Annotated in this window: 18 protein-coding genes; 6 read left to right on the plus strand and 12 right to left on the minus strand. The window is 59.7% G+C overall.

Annotated elements, in window-relative coordinates; genetic code table 11:
- Window positions 1–118: 118 nt before the first annotated feature.
- From HMPREF9166_RS08340 to HMPREF9166_RS08355, 4 genes are all read left to right on the plus strand, one after another.
- The gene (locus HMPREF9166_RS08340) at window positions 119–832 is read left to right on the plus strand and encodes a hypothetical protein (protein WP_009753563.1); all 714 of its coding nucleotides are present in this window, start codon (window positions 119–121) and stop codon (window positions 830–832) included.
- A gap of 144 nt (window positions 833–976) precedes the next feature.
- The gene (locus HMPREF9166_RS08345; RefSeq protein WP_009753564.1) at window positions 977–3,136 is read left to right on the plus strand and encodes a GGDEF domain-containing phosphodiesterase; all 2,160 of its coding nucleotides are present in this window, start codon (window positions 977–979) and stop codon (window positions 3,134–3,136) included.
- A 166-nt stretch (window positions 3,137–3,302) separates the two neighbouring features.
- On the plus strand, window positions 3,303–3,932 hold the full coding sequence (locus HMPREF9166_RS08350; protein WP_039981256.1) for a sigma-70 family RNA polymerase sigma factor: 630 nt from the start codon (window positions 3,303–3,305) through the stop codon (window positions 3,930–3,932).
- Between the two features lie 43 nt (window positions 3,933–3,975).
- Window positions 3,976–4,200: a type II toxin-antitoxin system RelB/DinJ family antitoxin gene (locus HMPREF9166_RS08355; RefSeq protein WP_039981258.1), complete on the plus strand. Its 225-nt coding sequence runs from the start codon at window positions 3,976–3,978 to the stop codon at window positions 4,198–4,200.
- Between the two features lie 124 nt (window positions 4,201–4,324).
- On the opposite strand, the gene HMPREF9166_RS08360 is transcribed toward HMPREF9166_RS08355, so the two are convergent.
- The gene (locus HMPREF9166_RS08360; protein ID WP_009753567.1) at window positions 4,325–5,077 is read right to left on the minus strand and encodes a phosphatase; all 753 of its coding nucleotides are present in this window, start codon (window positions 5,075–5,077) and stop codon (window positions 4,325–4,327) included.
- A gap of 382 nt (window positions 5,078–5,459) precedes the next feature.
- Entirely contained in the window at window positions 5,460–7,436 is a 1,977-nt protein-coding gene (locus tag HMPREF9166_RS08365; protein ID WP_009753568.1) for a methyl-accepting chemotaxis protein, read from the minus strand.
- A gap of 554 nt (window positions 7,437–7,990) precedes the next feature.
- Here HMPREF9166_RS08365 and HMPREF9166_RS08370 point away from each other — a divergent pair.
- Window positions 7,991–8,251 (plus strand): DUF997 family protein, encoded by a 261-nt coding sequence (locus HMPREF9166_RS08370; protein ID WP_039981260.1) that lies wholly within the window; start codon window positions 7,991–7,993, stop codon window positions 8,249–8,251.
- A complete protein-coding gene (panF, locus tag HMPREF9166_RS08375; RefSeq protein WP_009753570.1) occupies window positions 8,248–9,699 on the plus strand; it encodes a sodium/pantothenate symporter in 1,452 nt (483 codons plus the stop codon). The genes HMPREF9166_RS08370 and panF overlap by 4 nt, the downstream gene beginning before the upstream one ends.
- Before the next feature lie 396 nt (window positions 9,700–10,095).
- On the opposite strand, the gene HMPREF9166_RS08385 is transcribed toward panF, so the two are convergent.
- From HMPREF9166_RS08385 to HMPREF9166_RS08430, 10 genes are all read right to left on the minus strand, one after another.
- A complete protein-coding gene (locus tag HMPREF9166_RS08385) occupies window positions 10,096–10,392 on the minus strand; it encodes a hypothetical protein (RefSeq protein WP_039981262.1) in 297 nt (98 codons plus the stop codon).
- Window positions 10,393–10,496: 104 nt separating this feature from the next.
- Window positions 10,497–11,789 carry a glutathionylspermidine synthase family protein gene (locus HMPREF9166_RS08390; RefSeq protein WP_009753573.1) on the minus strand — a complete coding sequence of 431 codons (1,293 nt, stop codon included), beginning with the start codon at window positions 11,787–11,789 and terminating at the stop codon, window positions 10,497–10,499.
- Window positions 11,786–12,373, minus strand: coding sequence for a hypothetical protein (locus tag HMPREF9166_RS08395; RefSeq protein ID WP_006690636.1), 588 nt, complete (start codon window positions 12,371–12,373; stop codon window positions 11,786–11,788). The genes HMPREF9166_RS08390 and HMPREF9166_RS08395 overlap by 4 nt, the downstream gene beginning before the upstream one ends.
- Window positions 12,374–12,384: 11 nt before the next feature.
- Complete coding sequence (locus HMPREF9166_RS08400; RefSeq protein ID WP_039981264.1) at window positions 12,385–12,816, minus strand: DUF350 domain-containing protein; 432 nt, start codon at window positions 12,814–12,816, stop codon at window positions 12,385–12,387.
- 45 nt (window positions 12,817–12,861) lie between these two features.
- Window positions 12,862–14,052, minus strand: a complete 1,191-nt coding sequence (locus HMPREF9166_RS08405) for a DUF4178 domain-containing protein (protein ID WP_009753575.1) — start codon at window positions 14,050–14,052, stop codon at window positions 12,862–12,864.
- 109 nt (window positions 14,053–14,161) lie between these two features.
- On the minus strand, window positions 14,162–14,473 hold the full coding sequence (locus HMPREF9166_RS08410) for an AzlD domain-containing protein (RefSeq protein ID WP_039981266.1): 312 nt from the start codon (window positions 14,471–14,473) through the stop codon (window positions 14,162–14,164).
- Window positions 14,466–15,233 carry an AzlC family ABC transporter permease gene (locus tag HMPREF9166_RS08415; protein WP_009753577.1) on the minus strand — a complete coding sequence of 256 codons (768 nt, stop codon included), beginning with the start codon at window positions 15,231–15,233 and terminating at the stop codon, window positions 14,466–14,468. Before HMPREF9166_RS08415 ends, HMPREF9166_RS08410 begins: the two co-directional genes overlap by 8 nt.
- A gap of 130 nt (window positions 15,234–15,363) precedes the next feature.
- Complete coding sequence (locus HMPREF9166_RS08420; protein WP_009753578.1) at window positions 15,364–18,027, minus strand: heavy metal translocating P-type ATPase; 2,664 nt, start codon at window positions 18,025–18,027, stop codon at window positions 15,364–15,366.
- Window positions 18,028–18,142: 115 nt separating this feature from the next.
- Window positions 18,143–18,616 (minus strand): DUF4303 domain-containing protein, encoded by a 474-nt coding sequence (locus tag HMPREF9166_RS08425; RefSeq protein ID WP_139062654.1) that lies wholly within the window; start codon window positions 18,614–18,616, stop codon window positions 18,143–18,145.
- Window positions 18,617–18,728: 112 nt separating this feature from the next.
- Complete coding sequence (locus HMPREF9166_RS08430; RefSeq protein ID WP_009753580.1) at window positions 18,729–19,010, minus strand: GNAT family N-acetyltransferase; 282 nt, start codon at window positions 19,008–19,010, stop codon at window positions 18,729–18,731.
- Between the last annotated feature and the right edge of the window lie 4 nt (window positions 19,011–19,014).

Here is a 19,014-nt window from a genome sequence, read left to right on the forward strand (position 1 = left end):
AGTTCGTGTCGAAAATAATTAGAATGACATAAATAAGCTGATGCACCATGTACGCTACCCGTGGGGACGGGCACGGCGGACACGATGATGAATGATGACAGGAAGGGCGGGACGACGAATGACGAGATATTGGAAGGGAATCGCGCTCGGGACGCTGATGGCGTTTGCCGTCGGCAGCGGCGTGAGTGCCGCCGCGTCAGGGGACGCACAGGCTGTGGCAGCACAGGCGCAGGGCACGGCGACGGCAGAGACGGCGGATGCGCCGATGGGGCTGTCTGCGCGCCTCGCGGCGAAGCGCTCCGCAGCGGACGCCAAGGCGGCGCAGAAGGCGGCGCGTGACGCGAAGAAAGCAGAGGAAAAACGCGAGAAGAAGGCACGCTACAAGACCCTCTTTGTGGACAACGGCTTTACCTATTATCTGGATTCGAAGAATTCGCGCTGGGTTCTGCGCCCGAACAGCGGAAGGGAGCGCATGATCGAGGCATGGGTGCGTCTTGTGGAGAACACGACGGGCAGCACGGTTTCCGAGGATGGCAAGGTACGCCCGAACAAGTACTTTTTGGAGCATTACTACATCAGCCCCGAGCGGCGCGAGATTATGTTCATCTCCGAACTTGAGGTGACGGGACGCCCGGAGAACGCTGTTAAGGAGCGCCCCTATGATGCCGCAAACTGGGAGCAGCTGGTGCCGGGCTCGATTGAGGACGATCTCTTTGACGCCATCGTCGCCAAGATGAAGCAGGCTCCAGGGGAACGCTCGGGCGTGCTCAGCGGCACGAGCGGCATGAGCCTGCGCGACATGGTCGAGGAGTTCGCGCGTATCTCGCTCTGAGAAATCACAGATCCAGACTTTCCCGTTCGGCTGCTGCATCATACCGGGCATATCGCCGCAGCCGGGCAGCGACTGCTGCACAGAAAACGGGGAAAGACGACGTGGGGGTGACCGTGATTCCTTAGAGGGGTAGGTGAGGTGAATATGGGAACAACATTACTGGAAAACTATAGTAAAAAAGAGGCCTGCCCTGTGACCGGCCTTCTCAATATGATGCAGTTCATGCGGCATGCGTCGCTCCATCTGCAGGATCCGATGACGCGGCCGCTCACGTTCATTTATTTTGATATTGAAAATTTCAAGAGCTTTAATCAGCGCTACAGTTTTCAGCAGGGCAACCGTTTCCTGCGCTATGTCGCGGATCTCCTGCGGGAGACGTTTCCGGGGGATCTGCTCTCACGGTTCAACGACGATCACTTCGTCGTGGCGACGCCGATCGAGCAGCCGGATCGACAGGTGCAGTTCATCCACGATCACGTCCGCATCTACGATACGCATCTTCCGCTCGAGCTAAAGGCGGGCATCTACCGCCCCGATGCAGATGTGACGGATGTCGCGCGCATTGTGGATCGCGCCAAGATCGCCTGCAACACCATCAAGAACACCTATGATCTCGTGTGGGCGGTGTTCGACCCCTCGATGGAGGAGGAGCTCAACTTCCGCAGCTACATCGTCCGCAATTTTTCCAAGGCAATTATGGGCGGGCACATCATGGTCTATTACCAGCCCGAGATCCGTACGATGACGCGTGAGATCTGCGGATTCGAGGCACTCGCGCGCTGGCATGATCCCGTCTATGGTGTCATCTCGCCGGGCGTGTTCGTCCCTGTGCTGGAGGACGCGCATCTCTCGCCGCAGCTTGACCTCTGCATCATTGATCAGGTCTGTGCATCCATCGTACAGATTCAGCGTGATATACCGGATTGGAGCCTTCTGCGTGTCTCGGTGAACCTCTCTCGGGCGGATTTTCGCCTGATGGATATGGTGCAGGCGGTCGAGGATGTCCGCCTGCGCCATGGCGTGGCACGGAAGATGCTCAACATCGAGGTCACGGAGGGCGTGCAGGGCGACGATGAGACGTTCCTGCAGGGCGAGATCGCGCGCTTCCGTGCGCTGGGCTACGAGGTCTGGATGGATGATTTCGGCAGCGGTTACTCCTCGCTGAACAACATCAAGGACTATGTCTTTGACGTACTCAAAATCGACATGAACTTCCTGCGCTCGTTCGAGACGAACCCGAAGTCGGCGATTGTCATCCGCTCCATCGTCAACATGGCAAAGGAACTCGGGATGCACACGCTCGCCGAGGGCGTCGAGACCGAGGCGCAGTTCGAGTTTCTGCGGGAAATCGGCTGCGAAAAGGTGCAGGGATATCTTTTCAGCCCGCCGATTCCGTATGCAGAGGCGATTGCCTACTGCCATGGCCCCACGGCGCGGGTCAAGGTGGAGCCGTTCCGTCTCGGCAGCTACTACGCGCGCGTCGGCGCGATCAATGTGCTCTCGAACACACCGCTTGAGCGGCGCGGCTCACCTGAGATCGGCGACTCGCTCGCGCTCGCCATTCTCGAGGACTGCGACGGCTCGTTCAAGTACCTCTATCAGAACCACATGTTCCGCCTGTTCATGAAGAGCATCGAGCTCGACGATGGGAGTGTCGACACACCGCACTACGAGCGCCGCCTCGAGCAGAACCGGCGCATGATCGCGCGCATGATCGAGGAGGCGGACCGCACAGAGCGCGAGGTCTATACGGATTTCGTCACGCGCAACTCCTTTAACAGTGTCCGCCTGCGGCTCATCGCACGCGACGCGGACGACACGCGCGCCGTCTTCCTTATGGCGACTGTGAATATCTCGCGCTTCAGTGCCGAGGCAGGCTCCACACAGGAGGCGATGAACCAGATCATCGAGCTCTACGACCGCGTCGATCTTCTCGACCTCAATCGGCGTCGGCTTACGCAGGTGTACTGCTCCGTCACCGAGCCGAGCTATCTCAACAAATTTGATCCATTTGAGGAGTTGCTCGACCGCTACGGCAAGGCGATGGTGCTCCCCGCCGAGCTGCCGCTCTATCAGCGCTTTTACAGCACAGCGCATCTGCAGAGCCTCCTCCTCCACGCGGATGCGGAGAGTACGATCCTCCTGCACAAGCGCCTGCCCGATGGCACGCGCGTCCTGCGGCTGCACCACCTCATCCCGTTCCACATGGAGAACCGTGACTACATCATCTCCTGCATCCAGCAGGTCGACGAGAACGTCATCAGTGCATCCCTTGCGTCGCTCGCGGCGCCTGAACTGCCGTAAGAAAATTTTGCGTATGCTGCATGGGTGAAAAAACCCATCGAAAAAATATCTGCCGCAGAGAAATCTGCGGTTTTTTCTGCCATCACAGGGATGATGCTTTTGCAGGGCGTTCATCGAGCTGATATACTCCAGATAACAAAACAAATGTTTGAAGGAGGAGTATCAAATGGTATTCGATGGAAAACGAAGGTACGCGCCCCTAACGAAGGTGGAGGAAGACGCTGTCATCATGCGCGCCGTGCGCGGTGAGGCGGGCGCCATGGCGGAGATGACGGTGCGCTACCGCGGGCTGATCGTTGCGGAGGCGTATGCGCCGTATCTGCGCGGGACATCGCTCGCGGCAGAGGCGGAGAACGTCGCGGCGCTCGCCTTTCTCGAGGCACTACATGACTACGACGCACAGCAGGGTGTCCCGTTTGCGGGCTTTGTCAAGGCGCGCGTCCACCATGCGCTCATCGCGGAGTTCCGCCGTGAGCTGCGGCGGCGGGCGCGCACCTGTGCACCGCCGGAGGAAGCGGACGGTCAGGAACTGTGGCGGGGGTGTGCCGCCGACCGTCCGATGGAGCGGACGGAGGAGCGGCTCCTCGCCGAGGATATCCTCACGCGCGCGATGCACCGCCTCACGGCGCGAGAGAAGGAGGTGCTCGATCTCCACTACTTTCGCGACCTCACCCTGCGCCGTATCGCAGTGCTCCTTGGCACGAGCGCGGGCGCACTCTCCAAGAGCAAGGCAAATCTCCTGCGAAAACTGCGTGCCTGTGCGGCTCTCCCTATTGCAACGGCGCACGAAATATGATATTCTTAGAAGAAAGTGTGAACTTGTAAAGGGGATGGCATACATGGCACAGACCAGCATTAGTATCCGCATGGATGCCGAGCTCAAAAAGAGCTTTGAGCAGTTCTGTGGTGCGGTCGGGATGAATATGTCGACGGCGATCAATATGTTCGCTATTGCGTGCGTGCGCACGCAGAAGATTCCGTTCGAGATTTCCGCGCAGCGCGCCCTGCCCGGAGAGTCGCTCGATCTCTTCACGGATACCTCGTGGGGGGAGAGCGAGGAGTAAGAGGCGACGAAAAAGCACCGATCAAGAGATTCTTGATCGGTGCTTTTTGCTGCGGAAGCGTGCGTTATCCATGAAAACAATAAATAACGATAAATATAAATAAATTACGATAAAATCAAAACAATTAGGAAAAATAATCCAAGCCCTGTACGCTATTTTTTGCACGGCGCTCCGTCAGCCATGCCTTCAGCCGTGCGGGATCATCGTTGAGCGCAAGCTCTGTGGGGAATCCGATCTCATCGAGAATGGCGTGTGTATAGCCGTGTTCCCCGACGTCTGCGTCGATGTGCGCATCACTCCCGAGGAGGATATGTGCGCCGTGACGGCGGCAGGCGGCGAGCAGATCGCGTGCGAGGCGATCACTGCCGGGGCGGCTGCCGTGCGGGTCGTGGGAGGAATTGTTCATCTCGATGAGGACGTGCTCCGCTGCGGCAGCACGCGCCAATGTGTCAAAGTCGACAGGGTAGGAGGGATTATCGGGGTGACCGATGATATTGACGTAGGGATTTTTCATTGCGCCGACGAGCGCCGCCGTATTCTCCGCCGTGCTGCCGGGGGCGATCACGAGATCGTGCAGGCTCGCAATGCCGTAGTGGAGCTTTTTCAGCACCTTTTCGGGGAGATCGACGCGCCCCGTCTCATCCATGACGTTCAGCTCTGCCCCCATCATGATCTCGACGCCGTACGAGGCGTGACCGATCACCTTGAAGTTGTGAAAGTAGATCTCATGGAACGTCCCGGGCATGGCGGGCGCGTGGTCGGAGATGCCGAGGAGGGAGAGACCCTTCTCCTTTGCGGCTGCAGCCATCTCGCGGATGGTGCTGTATGCGTGCATGCTCGCGACGGTGTGGGTGTGCAGGTCGATGATATCCGTCATAGGGCTTCCTTTCTGCGGTGAGATTTGTCTTGCGTGCAGGTGCGGGGTCTGTTATAATAACAATAGAAAGAACGCCCCAGGCGGTGTTTTTCCAGTATCATAGGTTATCTTTTTCTAACCGCTCCACCGGTCAAAGCAGGGGCGGTTATTTCTTTTTGTTTATCGCAAGAATGTAGCCTGTTGCCACGACAAGAAATAAGATCGCGCCAATCTCGCTCATTATTGCTCATCCCCTTTCGGGGGAAAAGACACCGCCGTTTGTCTGGGGTCGTTCTGTGGTTATTATACCGTGAATTCGGTGAAAAGCAATTGTTTCTTACGAAAAGAGGGCTGTTGCACGAAGTTTGCAGCTTCGCGCAACAGCCCTTGTTTCATGCGGGATTTAGAATCTAAACTTCTGCGTCGTATTCTGCAGGTCGGTGGCGAGGGTTGCGAGTGCCTGTGAGGCAGCGGCGATCTCCTCGCTCGATGCGGACTGGCTCTCCGAGGCGGAGGCGATGGTCTGCATGTGTGTCGCCGTGGTCTGGGAGATGTCGTCGGCGGCATCAGTGGCGCTGACCACATTCTCCGCACCGCCTGTGACGTCCTGCATCGCCGCATTGATCGCTGCCATCTCCGTATTGATCGCATCGACCTTGTGCATGATGCTGTCGAACTGCTCACCGACGGCGTGGATCGCACCTGCACCGACCTGTACCTCCTCAGTGCCTGTATGCATGGCAGTGACAGCATGCGTCGTGTCGCTCTGGACGGAGGTGATGCGCTCCTTGATCTGGTCGGCGGCGTCGCGTGACTGTTCCGCCAGCTTTCTGACCTCCTCGGCGACGACAGCGAAGCCGCGTCCCGTCTCGCCCGCGCGTGCCGCCTCGATGGCAGCGTTGAGCGCGAGGAGATTCGTCTGCTCGGCGATGGCGGAGATGGTCTCGACGATCTCGCCGATCTGCTGGGAGCTCTCGCCGAGTTTCTCGACAACCTCCGCCGAACGCTGGACGCTCTGCTCGATGGCAGTCATTTTGTCCATGGCGTCGTTCATCAGGGATGCGCCCTTCTTGGCGGCTTCGGCGGTCGCAGCGGACTCATCTGCGACGGAAGCAGACTTCGCAGACATTGCTCCGATATCGTCCGATACCTTGTGGATGCTGCTGCGCGCTGCAGAGAGTGAGGTGAGCTGTTTCTCTGTGCCGTTCGCGACGGAGGAGACCGTGCCCGCGATCTCCGTGGCGGACTCTGCCATCTGATGTGCACCTGCCGTCAGCTCCTCGGAGGAAGCGGCGAGCTGCTCGGCGGTCGATGCGACCTGTTTGATGAGATCACGGATGTTCTTCGTCATGGTGTTGAAGTTCGCGGCGAGCCGTCCGAGCTCGTCGTCCGAGTTCACAGGGAGATCGGGGAGGTTCAGCCGTCCGTGGGCAAGCGCATCCACATGACCTGTGAGTTCCTCCGTTGCCGTTGTGATCGTCGCGGCAAAGCGCAGCAGGGCGATGATGATGCCGATGACGAGCAGGATGCCGACAATGGTCAGCCCCGCATAGGAGATGCGCAGATCCGCGAGCTGAGCAAATGCCACGCGCTCGGGAACAGCAATGGCGATGATCCATCCCGTTTCGGGGACGGTTGTATAGGCGATGATCTGCTCCTCATCATCCATGGGGGCGACGAAGTGTCCCTGTTTTTTCTCCTGCATTTCCGCGAGATGATCCTTGAGGACGGGATCATCCGACGCTTTGCGCAGGGTATTGCCGTCGGCATCCGTGATAATGGTACCTGTACGGTCGATGATGACGCCTTTCCCTTCGCCGTGGTATTTCAGTTCCTGTACGCGTGCGGAGAGCGTGTCCAGTGTGACGTCGGCGCAGACGGCACCTGCGAAGGTCCCGTCTTGTGTTCGGTAGGGAGCGGTAGCCGAGATGATCAGCTTTTTGTTCAGCGGATCCTGGTACACTGAGGTGAAGCCGGGGGCATCCGCTGCCTTTGCATCTTTGTACCAGTCACGCGTGCGCGGATCCATCTCGGCGGTGATATCTCCATCCACCCAGCTGATGAAAGTACCGTTTTCGGCACCGTGACTGAGGTCAAGGATCGCCTTGTCGCCGGCGGCAAGACTCATGAGACTGCGGTCATGTTCCATGGGATTGCCCGCCATGGCGGTGAGCAGATTTGCCGCGCTCTGAGCGAGCTGCTTTCTTTCCAGCAGCCAGCCGTTCAGCGATGCAGCTTCGACGTTCAGCGCAGCGTCAATCTCGTTGGAGGTGCTCTCAGCGAGGGCACTTTGTGCCCTGTGATAGCCAACCGCGCAGATCACGCCGACAAGGATCGCCATGACGGCGCCCATAAGCAGCAGCTTTTGTTTGATGGACATGGTATTCTTCCTCCCCGATCGCCTGCATATCCTGCCATATAAAAAGAGTGTAGCGCATTTTTCTCAAAGAATCAAGGAAATTTCACATTTATTTTAATCTACATAAAATAAATTATTGCCGCGGTACTTTAGGAGCTGCTGGTACAATGAAGTCTGTCAGATGGGCGTAGATTTTCCGCCGAAGTGCGGGCAAGAAAGATGCGTCAAGAGACGCGCGCTGAATTTATCCGTGCTTCCTGTATTTGCGATGCGATGTGAGATGTGTTAAGATGAATCTCGTGCCGCAGGCAGGATATGTCCGCCTGACGGCGCGCCTGCGGCATCTCGTGGGAGCGTGTTTGCGCCGCTCCATACGATGCGCAGAAGGGCTTTAAGGAAGTGCTGATAAAATAGAGCCTCAGATTGGCGTAGATTTTTGTTCGGACGAGAGACCCCAATCGGACGCATCGCTAAAGCGATGTGGAGGATTTGCAGGGATTGAGCGGGCAAGAAAGATGCGTCAAGAGACGCGCGCTGAATTTATCCGTGCTTCCTTAGTATCAAGGAGGTTCATCATGCAGGATGAAAAATGGGCAGACGCCATCAGCCGTGAGGCGAGGCGTACTGCGGCGGTGGGCGTGCTCTTTGCGCTCATCTGGATCATGCTCGGATTCGGGCTGTCTGCCGTCTCCGTGACGGTCATGGGACTGCCGCTCTGGGCGGTTGCGTCGTCGGTCGGCGTGCTCGTCACGGGCGCGGTGCTCGCCGTCTGTCTCGCACATACGGCGGAGGATATTCCCCTCGACGATGAGGCGGGAGAGGGGGGGGCGCGATGAGCGGGAATCTCATGGTACTCCTGCCGCTCCTCGGCTTTATGGCGGGGATGCTCGCGCTCGGTTTCTACGTGCGGCGGCAGAGTGCGGCGGGCGGCTTCCTCTCAACCTACTTCGTCGGCGGGCAGTCGCTCGGCGGCTTCGTGCTCGCGATGACGATGGTCGCGACCTACAGCTCGGTCAGTTCCTTCGTCGGCGGTCCCGGCATGGCGTATGAGATCGGTTTCGGCTGGATCTACATGGCGGTCATCCAGACCATGACCATCTTCCTTGTGCTCGGGATCTTCGGGACGCGTGTTGCACGACTCGCACGGCGGATTCACGCCGTCACCATCGTGGACATCATCCGTCACCGCTATCGGTCGGATGCGCTCGCGGCAGTCGCGGCGTTCGTGATCGTGCTCTTTTTCGCTGCCTCGATGGTCGCGCAGTTCGTGGGCGGGGCGCAGCTCTTCGCCGCAGTGACGGGCTACTCCTATGAGCTGGGGCTCGTGCTCTTCGGCATCGTGGTTGTCATCTACACCTCGATCGGCGGGTTCCGTGCGGTTGCGCTCACCGACACCTGCTGTGCGATCGTGATGATGCTCGGCATCGTCCTGCTGTTCTACTACGTCCTCGCGGCGGGCGGCGGATTCACAGCGATCTTGGAACAGCTGCGCACGGCGCATCCCGCGATGCTGACCCCAACGGCGGAGGGGCGCATGCCCATCTCGCTCTATGTCTCGCAGTGGCTGCTCGTGGGGGCACTCACCATCGCCCTGCCGCAGTCCGTCGTGCGCGGCATCAGCTACCGCAGCAGCCGTGATATGCACCGCGCCATGATCATCGGGACGGTGGTCATCGCCTTTATGAACATCGCCGTCAACCTTGTCGGCGTACTCGGACGCGGCGTGCTCGGCGTGGAGGCAAAGGCACTCGGGGGCGTCGACAGCGTGATCCCGCAGCTCATGGCGCACGTCATGCCGCCGGAGCTGCTCGGCTTTGCGATCATCGGGCCGCTCGCCGCCTCCATCTCAACCATCTCGGGCGTACTCATCGTTGCGTCCTCCGCCGTGGTGAAGGACGTCTACCTCCACCACGCACAGAAGCACGGCAGGGACGTTCCCGAGGAGCGTCTGCGCCGTCTCTCCATGGGGGTCACTGCCGTGCTCGGCGTGATCGTCTTTCTCCTGGCGGTGTCGCCGCCGTCGCTCATCTGGCTCATCAATATGTTCGCGTTCGGCGGCCTAGAGACGGCGTTCTTCTGGGTGCTCGTCTTCGGCCTCTTTACGCGCTGGGCCAACCGCACGGGCGCACTCGCCGCGATGGCGGGCGGCACGGTCATCTACTGCGCCGCGATGGCACTCGGGATCAAACCGCTCGGCCTGCATCCGATCTCTGTCGGCATCACCGCCTCCCTCATCCTATTCCTCGCGGGGAGCTATGTGGGGCAGCACAGCGAGCGCACTTGACAGGATTTTGTGGGGAGAATATAATAGAGATAGAAAAAGAGTGGCTGACGCGTCGGAACGTCGGTCTCTCCCTATATCTTCAGTACTTGAAGAAGGAGCCTTCGTTACCTTACGTAAGGTTCTTTTTTCTTGTCTATTTTACAAGTAAGAATATGATGTTGACCGCGAGCGTTGCCGCCGCTAGCACGAGTGAAAGTACTTCGTACAGACTCATGCACATCACCTCCCTCGCGGGAGAAAACCTACGGGCGTCAGTCACTTATTATCAAGGAATCACTGATAAAATGAGGTCTGCCAGATTGGCGTAGATTTTTTCGTCCGAACGAGGTGGAAAACCGGACGCAGAGTGGTGCTCTGTGGAGGATTTTCCGCCGAAGTGCGGGCAAAAAAGATGCGTCAAGATGGTTGTACCGAATTTATCAGTGCTTCCTCAATACAACACAGATGTTCCGTTAGGAAAAGGTCTCGGTTGACTTTTTCTTTGCCGAAATCTATAATAGAGACATAAAGGAGCGGCTGATGAGTGGTTGCGTCGGTCACTCCTCTAGAATCATTAGATTTTTGAAGAAGGAGCCGCTGCGAACCGCGGGCGGTTCTTTTTTCTGTCAAATAAAGATTGAGCAGAATAGAAATGATGCTGCTAACCAGCGTTGCCGCCGCGAGCACGAGCGATAGCTTTTCGTAAAGCGTCACGCACATCACCTCCCTTGCGGGAGACCGACCCTCATCAGCCGTTATCTATATGATAGCACAGATGATCGAAAAGAGGAATAGGCGATTTGCCTATTCCTCTTTTGCTATGCGATGACCAATGGGACGAAGAAAGCCTCTGTCCCCGCGATCTCCTCGGGGGAGAACCGTGCGCCCACGGCGGACGGGGCGCCGAAGAGCATGAAGCACGAGAGCGTCAGACAGCCCGTGAGGCTGCCCGAGTCGACCGTATGCGTAAAGCGCGGCTGACGGACGAAGTCCTGATACATTGCCTTCTTGCTCGCGCGGCAGATGATCTCCTCGGGGCTGTCGGGCTGCCGCTCGTAGACCATCTCTTCGCGCCCGCCGCGCTTCTCGACGAGGCGGACGTTCTTCCCCTCGCGTCCCCAAATCTCCTTGCGGATGTAGGTGCCGTCCCGCAGCGCATCGAAATCGTCCTCGAAATAGGACGGCGTGAGGTAACGCTCCACCAGCGCACATTCCTCGGGCGTCAAGAGCTGCCCCGTGCGTGCGAGCGCGTAGACCAGTGCCATAAAGGACTTGTTTTGCAGGAGAATCGCCTCGGGCGGATTCATCATGGCAAAACTGCCTGCGCGGTAGAGATCGAGGAACATCGTCCCGAGCGGTGCATCATCCTCCGTGCGTTCGTCCACGAGAATCTCCATTGGATGCAGGCGGTAGAGTGCTGATGCGTATGCGTTGTCGTCCAGCGGAATGCCGTGCGCGTCGATCGCGAGATCATAGAACGAGAGAAAGCGGATGTCGCCGTGGGGGACGCCCTCCTGCATGAGCCGCATGAGGTAGAGCGTCGTCCCGAGATCCTCGGGGTAGTCGTCGAACGCAGAGAAGACGAATGGCCGCCGTGTGAGCGCGCGCCGTCCGAGATCGGCGAGGGGGGAGGAGAGACGGTTGTGCACCTCCGTGAGAAAGCCGCGCAGCTGCGCCTCCGCCCCCGCGTTCGGATCGCGGCGTTCGTCGTATGCGGCGGCGACACCGTTCGCGTAGAAGGACTCGATGACGAAGCACGGCGTATCGGCGTTGATCTCCACCATGTGCAGCTGCTGCGCCTCGTCGAGTACGAAGTCGAACCGCGAGAGCCACGTCGGCAGATGAAAGGCGTTCACCGTGTGCAGATAGGGCAGGATCTCGCGCGGCATATCCATCGCGCGTGCGAAGTCGTTCGGTGCACGTTGGAGCACCTCGGCGGCCTTGCAGAAGACGCGGAACAGCCCTGCCGATGCCGTGCGCATCTCCTCATAGAATGATGCCGGGAACGCCTGCACTGTATGCGTGGGGTAGCGATCTGGATAGTCGGCGTATTGAATAAAAGGGAAAATCGAAGAATCGAGCTGATCAATATAGGTGGCTGGATGCATCATGATGCTCCCGAGGAGGAGCGGATGCCTGCCCGTCCAAAGCCGGACTGCTTGCTGATGTCCTTGATGCGGCGGCTCTTGTTCCGCTCATAGTTGTCGTTGTCGCTGTTTCCTCCGCGACCGCCGCCGCTATTGATGACCGTCGTGTGATGATGCCGGCCCGACCGTACGGGGATGGCCTCGGGCAACGGTGTGAGCGCCCCGTCGATGCGGTAGGTCATCTGTGCGAGCTCCATGTGACCGCCGGGGTAGGAGAATCCGTGAAAGGCGAAGTAGTTTGCCGCCAGAGGGGCGATCATGCTCGCTGTGCCGTACAGCCAGACGAGGTCGCCGCCCTCGTCGCGCCGGAAGGTCACCGCCGTATCGTTGTCGTAGAGCACGGTCTCCGTGCCGTCGCCGTTGTTGAGGAGGCTGCAGCGGCGATCGAGATCATCCGTGAGCCGTGCCTCCCCCTCATTCCATTCGGGATGTACGATGTCACATATTTTATATATAATGTCGTTACGGTAGTAATACCCTGCCCCAAGAGCGCCGACGGCCGCGACGGCAGCGGCGAGGATGGCAGCCTTGCGTCCCATATTTTCCATGCGTCCGCTCCTTAGTGCACTGCTCCGCTGATGACGAGGGAGAGCCCGACGAATACGCCAAAGAGGAAGATGCCCGCTGCCGTGTTGCCGCGCATGATCTGCTCGGCGAGTGCGTATTTTCGATGCCACATCTTGATGATGAAGAAGCCGAGAACGAAGAACACGATGCCGACCGCCGCGTAGACGATGCTGAGCAAGACGCCCTGCAGGAAGTCGGGCGGGACGGCGTCGTAGGAGGGGGAGAGGATCACGGCGCGCAGGATCTGCCCGATGCCGATGAAGGAGCCGGCGGAGAGCCATGCGACGGCACAGTTGCCGCGCTTGATCTCAGCGGCGAAATCGCCGGGGACGAAGAAATCCATGATCGTATTGGAGACGATCATCAGCAGGATGCCAAAGAGCGCATAGAACGCGGTGAGCAAGAGGGTGGACAGATCAATCATAGCGGTTCTCCTATCGTCAGTGGACTGCATATTATCAGCGATTCCCTAGTGTGCGAGATGCAGGGATGGCTTTACCGCTCTCCCATCGGACGCCGCCTGCATTTTCTCAACCCATTCGGCACGTGTCATGATAGATGACTTGTCCTGTGCCGCTGCCGCATCAGAGGGCGCAGCTGTGGACGCAGGGGCGGCGGGGGCGGCAGGCGGCGTTTTCGGCGGCGGTGCATAGATGGATCGTGGGAGCGGCAGGGGGGCCTCATTCGGGCCGGGCTCGACAACACCGCGGCGGCCGGTCTCACTCCACCCGCGCACCGTCTCGGCATAGTGGCCGAGCGTGCGGGCGGTCACCGACGCCACGCGATCTGCGGGAAGCGGCGCGTGTGAGACGACAATGCGCGCCTTCCCCTCGCCATCATCGGAGATCTGCAGGTTCTCTTTCTCCGCGCGGAGGAAAATCAGCTGCTGCGGCGCATCCGTGTCACTCTCGGCGATCTCATCCACGTACCCGCCCAGCCCCTCGATGAGATCGAGGGCAGCGGCGTTCTTGTCGATACTGGCACGGTAGACCTGAGCATCCCCCTCCGCCGGCTCCTCCGTGTAGTATGGCGCATCCGAGAGGCGCTCATGAAGTGCATACGGGAACCCGAACGTGCGGCGTATGTCGTGGATGGAGTTGATGTCCAGGTCAACATCCAGCATGATGACGACGAGAAATATGGTCACCCCCCATACGGCACTGCTGGAGAACAGCTTGCTTAGGATGGCCTTCTGTTTCTTGGTCAGGAACCCATGGCGCTTTTGGGGGCCGGGGTCAAAGGATTGAATCAGATGTGCATCGATTCTCACCCCGCGCGACCCGTATTTTGACCCGTCCCAGTCCTCAAGGAAGAAGTATTGATTGTCGTCAATCTCGTACTGCTCGTAGGCCGCACAATCGCCGTACGAGGCCTCTGTGTCGCCGAGTGCGCTCGTGACGACCTCGATCCCCGCATCGATCAGACGGTAGGACTTCGCCGGCACGACACGCGCGACGGGGGTGGAGAGCGTGCACTCCGCGCCGTCCGCGCTGATGCTCAGCCACATGCGCGCCTCGCTGTCCTTGTCCTCCTCCAGGGTGAGCCCGTACTCCGTCCATGTGTCGCTCCCATTCTGCTCGCGGTAGCAGATCTTTTCCACGATGATGTAGCGTATACCGCCGATGATGATGCCGGACCAGCAGTCAAACTCGATGGACATCCCTCGCCTCCTTTCTCCTGATACAGCTTCTCGTTCATCAGTTTATCAGCGATTCCTTAAAATAAATAAAATTTTAAAAAATTTCCTCATCGAAGGGCGCAGTGTGTCCCTAAAATCCAATCACAAGCCCCTCGACCACAAAGACCATAATGCTCGCTCCCGCCGCACAGCGAAAGAGACTCGCGTCGTTCCACGCGAGAAAGAGGGCAAAGACGAATGCCGCGCCGCCCGCCAGAGGGGTGCGCGTCGCGAGCACGATGGCGGGGAAGGTCATGACGGCGAGCGTCACGTAGGGGACGTAGAACAGGAACGAGCGGACGAAACGGCTCTTGATCTCGCTGCGCAGGACGAGCGGCGGGATGAGGCGGATGGCGAGGGTCACGATGCTCATGACCGCGATGTAGATCCATACGTCACGCATCGGCATCCTCCTTCTGCTCCGTGATGGGGAACAGCCACGCACCGACGCCCGCGATGAGCAGCGTCAGGATGATCGTGCGCGTGCCGCCCGAGAGCTCACACGTGATGGGGGCATACGTCGCCGCAAGCGAGAGCGCGAAGCTCACACCGACCATCCCCGCGATGGGACGGCTCCTCTTTGCGGGCGGGAGGATCACCCAGACGAACATCCCATAGAGCGCGACCGAGAGCGCGGAGAGTGCCGCCGCCGGCAGAATACCGCCTGCGAGGATGCCCGCCGACGTGCCGATCGCCCATGCGGGGACGGCGATCGCCATGGCACCATAGTTGTAGTAGGGATTGACCATGCCGCCGCGCGCCACCGTGATGCCGAAGATCTCATCGGACACACCGAAACTCACGGCGAGGCGGTGGAGGAGGGAGGTATCGGGCGCAAACCGCTGCGTGAGCGCTGCCGACATGAGGAAGTAGCGCGCATTCGCGACGAGGGTCAGCACCGCGATCTCAAGATAGGGCGCCTGTGCCGCAATCACCGTAAAACCCGCGTACTCGCCCGCCGACGCGAGATTGACAAAACTCGTGAGAAAGCCCTGCCACGGCGTCAGCCCTGCCGTCTTGGCGAGAATCCCGAGCGTAAACGCCACGACGAAATAGCCGAGTGCAATCGGCACGCCGTCATGCACCCCCGCGAGAAAAACTGCGCGCCGCGACGCGCCGATGCTCTGCTCCATGAATCCTATCACCTTGCCCATTACTGTCATTTGATTCTCTTATTGTAAGATAAATCACGCCATTTGTAAATCGTCGATCATACAAACAACGACGCTAAAAACGGTCATGCAGGAGATGTTCCTACATGACCGTTTTTTGTCCTCTGTATGTCCTCTGCGATCAGCCCAGTTCGTAGCCCGCGTCGTCGAGGACGGCGGCGTACTCGCTGTCGGGGATGTCGCGGCTCGTCTTAAAGCTCGCCGTGCCCGCCTCGAGGCTGACGACAACGTCCGTGACGCCGTCCATGCCGCTGAGTGCCTTCGTGACGTGCTTGACGCAGTGCGGGCAGGTCATGCCCTTGACGTGAATGGTCTTTTCCATGAGATTTGCTTCCTTTCTGTCGGCGGCAGATTCTGCCGCGGCTTTGGTGATGGATGGGGACGGTGCGTCCGGCGCGCCGTCGCTGTCGATGGGGGCGATAGTCGGTGCGGCGGGAGCTGACTCCGTGCGCTCTGCCGTCTCCTTCGTGATGGAGAAAAAGCGCAGGCGCAGGGCATTCAGCACGACGCAGATGCTCGACAGGCTCATCGCCGCCGCCCCGATCATGGGCGAGAGCTTGATGCCGAATGCGGGGTAGAGCACGCCCGCCGCGAGCGGGATGCCGATGACGTTGTAGAAGAACGCCCAGAAGAGGTTCTCCTTGATGTTGCGCATGACACTGCGCGACAGGCGGATCGCACTGACCGCGTCGAGGAGATCGCTCCGCACGAGGACGGCGTCCGCACTCTCGATGGCGACATCCGTGCCCGCGCCGATGGCGATGCCGAGATCTGCCTGCACGAGGGCGGGCGCATCATTCACACCGTCGCCGATCATGGCGACACGGTGTCCCTCAGACTGCAGTCTCTTGACGTGCTCCTGCTTATCCTTTGGCAGGACCCCGGCGATCACCTCCGTGATGCCGAGCTGATTGGCAATCGTGCGCGCCGTGCGTGCGTCGTCGCCCGTGAGCATGACGGGGGTGAGCCCCATCGCCTTCATCTGGGCGATCGCCGCTGCGCTCGTCGGCTTTTCCGCGTCGCGGACACCGAGGAGTCCGACGATCTGTCCCGCACGGACAACGATGAGTGCCGTCTCGCCGCGCCACGCCATCTCGGCACGCACCGTCTCGATGGCGGGCGGCAGGACGATGCCGAGCTCCGCAAGGAGCGCCGCATTGCCCGCCGCGCAGTCCGCGCCGCCCACGCGGGCGCGCACGCCCTTGCCGAATACGGCGTGAAAGTCCGCCGCGGCAGGGATGCTCTGCCTCTGCGCCGCCGCGTATGTCGTGATCGCCGCCGCGATGGGGTGCTCGCTGCCCGCCTCAAGGGCGGCGGCGAGTGCCGTCAGCTCGTCCGCGGTGACGCCGACGGGGCGGATGCTCGTGAGCTGCGGACGCCCCTCGGTGAGCGTCCCCGTCTTGTCCATGAGGACAGTGTCGATGCCGCCCGCCGTTTCAAGTGCCGTGCCCGACTTGATGAGGATGCCGTGCGCCGCCCCCCGCCCCGTGCCGACCATGATCGCGACGGGGGTTGCGAGCCCGAGCGCACACGGGCAGGAGATGACGAGGATGGAGATCGTGATGGAGAATGCGAACTCAAGGCTCGCGCCCATCATGAGCCAAACGCCGCCCGCGACGAGCGCGATGGCGATGACCACGGGGACGAATACCCCCGCCGCGCGATCCGCCAGACGTGCGATGGGCGCCTTTGATCCGCCCGCCTCGTCCACGAGACGGATGAGCTGACGGATGGTCGTATCCTCACCAACGCGCGTCGCCGTGAATCGGATCGTCCCCTCGATGTTCTGCGTGCCCGAGGTGACCGTATCCCCTGCCGCCTTGCTGGCGGGCATCGACTCCCCCGTGACGGCGGACTCGTCGACGCTCGTCGTGCCCTCCGTGACCGTGCCGTCGACAGGGATGCGTGCGCCGGGACGCACAACGATGGTATCGCCCGCGGCGAGGGCACTGACGGGAACGGTCAGCTCCACCCCGTCGAGGAGAACGGTCGCCTCCTGCGGTGCGAGCTTCATCAGTGCGCGCAAAGCGTCCGTCGTCTGCCCCTTGGCGCGCGCCTCCAGATATTTCCCGACCGTGATGAGGGTGACGATCATGCCCGCCGACTCAAAGTAGAGATTCGTACTGTACTCCGCGGTGAGAGCGAGGTCGCCGTGCCCCAGACCGTAGCTCATGCGCAGCATCGCAAATGCGCCGAAGAGAGCGGACGCCATCGAGCCGATGCCGACGAGGCTGTCCATGTTCGGCGCCCCGTGCAGGAGATTGCGAAAACCGTTGACATAGTATGTACGATTGACATACATGATCGGTAAAATAAGCAGGAATTGTACGAGTGCAAAGGTCAGCGCATTCTCCGCGCCCCAGAAGATATCAATAAAAGCGGGCGCGTAGGGGATCCCCCATGCCGCGAATGTATGGCTCATCGAGATGGCGACCGTCGGCACGAGAAAGAGGATGGAGATGAGGAGACGCGTGCGCATCGCACGGATGGCCTTGCCCGCCGCATCGTCCTCCGCGTTTCCTGCCTGTGCAGCAGCGGGGGCGGCAGTCTGCGCCGTCTGCGCAGCGGATCCGCCCTTGACGCTCGCACCGTAGCCCGCCTCCTCCACCGCCGCAATGATGGCGGCGGGGCTCGTGACATTCTCGTCGTAGGCGAGACTCATCGTATTTGTGAGGAGATTGACGGAGACATCCGCCGTTCCTGCCATTTTCGCCACCGTGCGCTCAACCCGCGCCGAGCACGCCGAACAGGTCATGCCTGTGATATTAAAACGTTCCTTTTGCATTCGATCTCCTTCCTATTGAGAACTGTTACACTCATTATATAATTGTTGTCAAGAGATAACAGCCACAGTCTTTTGGTGCGATATTTGCGTACGGATGCGGGCAGCGTCCCTCGATTCAGCGGGGGCGAGCCAGCGCATCGGCAGGATCCTCATCGTGGTCGATGCAGTATGAGACAAAATCCGCTGTTTTCGGTATGTTTTGGAACGTATCTGTTTTGCGGAAATCCGCTAAAATCTCCTCGCACAGTCGGCGCATATCGGCGCATTGCCTCTCCATGTTGTCCTGATAGCGCGCGATGAGTTCCTCCTCCTTGAACAGTTCTGCCTCTGCGATATCCGTATACGTCCAGTCGCCGGGGTTATAGCGCAGATTCGCGGCGGCAGACGCATCCGTGCGATCGCTCGCGCCACCCTCTTGGTATTCCCTCAGCGTCTTTTGGAACGCCTCCTCTGTGTTCATCCCGACAAGAAACTCCGCATACTCTGTATTGCAGTCAAACGCCAGCGCGTAAAATCTCTCCCGGGGATGTGCGCGGAGAAACTCCTCCATCGCGGCAGAAATCTGCGCGACAAGATCCTTTTTATTCATGTGGTACATCACTTTCTGGGGAATTACTGATAAAATGAAGTTCGTCAAATTGGCGTAGATTTTTCGCCGAAGTGCGGGCAAAAGATGTGTCAAGATGGTAGTGCTGAATTTATCAGTGCTTCTCTAGGACATCTCGATAGGCGTCCTTTCTCTGCAGCATCATCTTCGCAGCGTAGGAGCAGACGGGGACGATCTTCCTGCCTTCACGGCGTGCCGCCGCGATGATCTCCTCGATCAGACGGCGGGCGATGCCCTGTCCCCCGTAGGCGGGATCGACCTCCGTATGCGGGATGACCCAGCGGCCGCCCCTCTCCTCGATGACGGCATAGCCGATACATGAGGCTCCGTCGTACGCCGCGCTGCGGCAGCGCTCTTTTTCAAATACAATGTTCATGGGG

Source organism: Selenomonas sp. oral taxon 149 str. 67H29BP (genome assembly GCF_000146365.1).
GTDB classification, from domain to species: domain Bacteria; phylum Bacillota; class Negativicutes; order Selenomonadales; family Selenomonadaceae; genus Centipeda; species Centipeda felix.